Annotated in this window: 5 protein-coding genes and 1 pseudogene; 2 read left to right on the forward strand and 4 right to left on the reverse strand. The window is 63.9% G+C overall.

Going from position 1 to position 3913, the window contains the following annotated elements; all coding sequences use genetic code 11:
* The coding region (locus tag NFX52_RS29395; RefSeq protein WP_252635966.1) for a hypothetical protein at positions 1-353 on the forward strand (353 nt) is incomplete at its 5' end.
* An 88-nt stretch (positions 354-441) separates the two neighbouring features.
* Here the strand turns inward: NFX52_RS29395 and NFX52_RS30920 are convergent.
* The 4 genes from NFX52_RS30920 to NFX52_RS29420 all read right to left on the reverse strand — a co-directional run bounded on the left by NFX52_RS30920 (position 442) and on the right by NFX52_RS29420 (position 3290).
* Positions 442-1488, reverse strand: coding sequence for a sensor domain-containing diguanylate cyclase (locus tag NFX52_RS30920; protein WP_055398715.1), 1047 nt, complete (start codon positions 1486-1488; stop codon positions 442-444).
* Positions 1489-1657: 169 nt separating this feature from the next.
* The gene (locus NFX52_RS29410; RefSeq protein WP_055398713.1) at positions 1658-2173 is read right to left on the reverse strand and encodes a hemerythrin domain-containing protein; all 516 of its coding nucleotides are present in this window, start codon (positions 2171-2173) and stop codon (positions 1658-1660) included.
* A gap of 197 nt (positions 2174-2370) precedes the next feature.
* Positions 2371-2952: a hypothetical protein gene (locus NFX52_RS29415; RefSeq protein WP_055398711.1), complete on the reverse strand. Its 582-nt coding sequence runs from the start codon at positions 2950-2952 to the stop codon at positions 2371-2373.
* 119 nt (positions 2953-3071) lie between these two features.
* Positions 3072-3290: a CsbD family protein gene (locus tag NFX52_RS29420; protein ID WP_055398709.1), complete on the reverse strand. Its 219-nt coding sequence runs from the start codon at positions 3288-3290 to the stop codon at positions 3072-3074.
* Between the two features lie 427 nt (positions 3291-3717).
* On the opposite strand from NFX52_RS29420, the pseudogene NFX52_RS29425 reads away from it, so the two are divergent.
* Positions 3718-3913, forward strand: a pseudogene (locus NFX52_RS29425) (hypothetical protein); the annotation flags it as partial.

Below are 3913 nucleotides of genomic sequence, written 5' to 3' on the forward strand. Positions count from 1 at the left end.
GCCACGCCCCCTACACCGCCGGTGAGCGCTGTATGACAACGCGTACCACGCCCCTGTCCTGGGCACAGCACCTCACCGGCGCGGCCGCAGGCGCTGCCGCGCACCCGCCCACCCTGACGCTGGCCGAAGCGGAGCGCGTGCAGCGCCACCGCGACCAGCTGATGGCGGCCCTGCGGGCGCAAGACCGGGTGGCGCTGATCTGCGCCAAGCAGCACGTCCTGGAGGCTGCGTTCTGCCCGCGCAACGATGCCAACCCCGTGGGTGCGCAGGATTCGCCCGCCGTGCGCCGGGCCCTGCGGGATCTTTCATGGCGCATGGCTGCGCTGATACTGCCCCGCACCGCAGGGCACTGAAGCAGCGTCGAAATATTGAAAGAATATGGCCCTAGCGCTTTACTGACAAGCGCTAGCAGCTATCAAAATTAAAGCAAATTCGCTGCACTTACACCACCACGGTGCGGTTGCGGCCTTCGCGCTTGGCGGCGTAGAGCGCTGAATCCAGCGCGCGAAGGGTGATGTCGAGAGGGCGCAGGGGATCGAAGTTGGACAGCCCCATGCTCACGGTCAGCGCCAAGGGCGGCGTCACCCCCGGCACCGGGTGGGTGGTCAGCGCGTCATGCACACGCTGCGCCACCGCCTGGGCCTGCTCCACCCGGGTAGCGGGCAACAGGGCCAGAAACTCCTCGCCGCCCCAGCGGCTCACCATGTCCGCCGCGCGGAACACATCGCGGCAGAGCGTGGCAAAAAGCTGCAAGGCCTGGTCGCCCACATGGTGGCCATGCACATCGTTGACGCGCTTGAAGTGGTCGATGTCCATCATCAGCAGGCAGGCGGGTTCACCGTCGCGCCGCAAAAGGGCCTGCTCCTGCAAAAGGCGCGCGGTGAACGAGCGCCGGTTGGCCAGGCCGGTCAACACATCGGTATGGGCCAGCACGGCCATCTGGCGGCGCGCTTCTTCCAGCTCCACCAGCATCTGGCCCTGGCGGTCGTTGGCGCGCTTGAGCTCCAGCAGGCGGATCACCTGGCGCGCCAGCGCACACAACATGTCCTGGGCCTTTTGGGACAGATGGCGCGGCCGGTGGTCCAGCACGCAGAGCGTGCCCAGGGCATAACCATCGGGCGTGACCAGGGGCGCCCCGGCATAGAAGCGGAGCGGATTTTCTTGGGTCACGATGCTGAAGTGCGCAAAACGCGCATCCTTCGCCAGGTCGGGCACGATGAAAACGCCGGGCTGCCGCACGGCGTAGCGGCACACGGACTGGTCCAGCGGGGTTTCCCGCAGCGGGAGCCCCACTGAGGCCTTGAACCACTGGCGGTGGCTGTCGAGCAGGCTGATCAGGGCGACTGGGGCTTCACACACATGGGCCGCAATCCCTGCCAGGTCGTCGTAGGCGGGCTCCATCGGCGTGTCGAGAATGCCATAGCGCTGCAGGGCTTGGAGACTTGCGGCCTCGTCGTACAGAGCCACAGGGGAAGAGGTTTCGGCCATGGAGCACAGCGGTCATGCCGCCCACTTGCCTAGAGACTTGGCAGCATGCCACACCGACGCAGCCTGCGCACGGGTGAAAGCACGCTTGCGCCGTGCCTTGGCCTGCCTGTGCGGGCAGACCGGCAGGCAAAGGTACGGCGCAGCAGGTTTTCGGAAGGTGTTGACGAACTCAGGCCATTGCCGCTGGCTCGGCGGCGGCAACAGCGGCCGAGGTGTCGGAGCAGGTCGATCCACCACAGCCCTGGATCAGTTCGCCTGGCAGCGCGTGCGGCGCGTGCACCACGCCCGAGACCGGGTCAAAGCCCACACGGCGCAAGTGCAGGGCCAGCGCAGCGTCCATGCTCTGGGCGTGCTGCGGAAACCACAGCGCCAGTTCGCTGGCCATCACACGCAGCACTTGCAGGTCGCCTTGCTGGGCCCTCACCACCCCTTCGCGCATGACCTGCAGCACCACCCGGTGCTGCATGCTGTGGCAGTTGCCCGAGGCAAAACGGGTGGACGCCATCCAGGCGTCCTCTTGCGCAAAATGGTGATCGGTGTGCTCCACAAGCGCATGCCAGGTCGAGAGCAGCTGCGCATCGTCGGCCCGGTCCACGGCGGCCAGCAGGTCCACGAATTCGCGGTGGGTGTCGTCCATCAGGGGTAGGTCCAGGGCCAGCGCGTCCGACCATTCGAGTTGTGCCATGGGAATCCCTTTGCAGCGAGACAAAAACAGGGCACGAGCTTAGGCCGCCAGCCACCAGGGCGTGTTGATGCAGGTCAGTTCGGCGCCATCGCGCAGCACCATTCGGACCCCACAATAAAAAATGCCCCGCACGGGGCGGGGCATTGTGAAGACTGCCAGCGGCTGGAAGTACCGGCCACTGTGCGGTCCACAGGGGATCAGCTCTTGCCGTACATGCGCTTCATGTCGTCCACACACTTGGACTTGGCATCACCCGACAGCGCATCGCAGCGCTCCTTGGCGGCCTTGTAGTTGGCGTCGTTCTTTTCTGCGTTGGCATCCTTGCGGGCCTCTGCCACGGCGGCGCCCTTTTCGGCGGCGTTGTCAGCAGGCTTGGCCTGCGCTGCGGCGACCTTGGCATCTTCCTTGGCCTTCACCTGGGCAGCCTTGGCGTCCTTTTCACAGACATCCTTTTCATTGCCCTTCAGGTCATCGCATTTTTCCTTGGCGACAGAGTAGGCAGCGTCAGCGCGGGCTTCTGCCACCTTCTGGGTGGCCTTAGGAGTCGGCTTGTACTGGGCTTCCAGTTCTGCCTTGGCTACATCTTCCTTGCCCTTGGCCTCCTTCACACAGATGTCCTTGGCGTTCGCCTTCAGGGCATCACACTTTTGTTTGTCGGCCTTGTAGTCGGCCGAGATGCGCTCCTTGGCGGCCTTGTGCTCGGGTTCGGTCATGGCGAAGGCAGAGGTTGCCAGCAGGCCGGCAGCCACGGATGCGATCAGAGTACGTGCGAATTTCATGGGTTTCTCCTCGGGATTGGGTGATTCAGGGGTGTCCAGCTGTCTGCACCAGGGTGCGGGAGCCGTCGTTTCCCGTGTTGCTGCAGGGCAGGGGCCGGGCCCCTGCGCCGGGCAACCGGTCAGTCGTTGAAGCGGAAGTCCGGGTGGCGTTCTTGCCATTCCTTGAGCTGCTTTTCGGCTGCGTCGCGGGCAATGCCCTGGCGCTCCTGCAGCTTGCCCAGGAACTGTTCACGCTTGCCATCAATGACGTCAAAGTCATCGTTCGTGAGCTTGCCCCACTGTTCAATCATCTTGCCTTTGAACTGCTTCCAGTTGCCCTTGAGGGTGTCTTCGTTCATGGTCTTCTTCCTTGCGGTTGTTTCGCTGCGGCCATGCCACCGATATGGCGGTAAACGGTGCCGGTCAGCGATGAGCCCACTGTAGAAACCCCGCGGCGCGCCACACGTAGGCAGTCAGAGGCAGAGAACGTCGGCCTGTGGACTACACCGATGCCAGACAAGCCGCTCAGGATCGCCGCTCAGAAAACCGTGGGTGAATACGCCATAGTCGAAACCGACCTCATTGGGTAAAAAGTTGCATTTAGTGACTTTTGTAGTCATTCATAACGATTTAGCCCGAGTGGCTCCCAGTTTCAAATCCATACACTTGATTCACCGGCCTTGGCACCCAGGGCAGATCTACCAACGCAGACGGCCCGTGCACGCGATGCGTTGGAAGGCTCTGCGCAGGGTGTTGCTCGCGTGACAAACAACTAGCAGAACCACCATGACACTGTTGAAAGAGGAGCCTTGCGCAGCAGCGCCTGCCGAGGTTGCAGAGGGAATCGACACCACAAAGCCGGCTCCGCGCCCGGCCCCGTTGCCCAAGGAGGCCACGCTCGCCGCCCTGATGGCCAGCGTGGCGTTGGCGGCCTGTGGTGGTGGTGATGCGGCTGATGAAACCGTGAGCCCGCCCACGACGC

Origin of the sequence: Acidovorax facilis (assembly GCF_023913775.1) — a bacterium.
Classification (GTDB): domain Bacteria; phylum Pseudomonadota; class Gammaproteobacteria; order Burkholderiales; family Burkholderiaceae_C; genus Acidovorax; species Acidovorax facilis.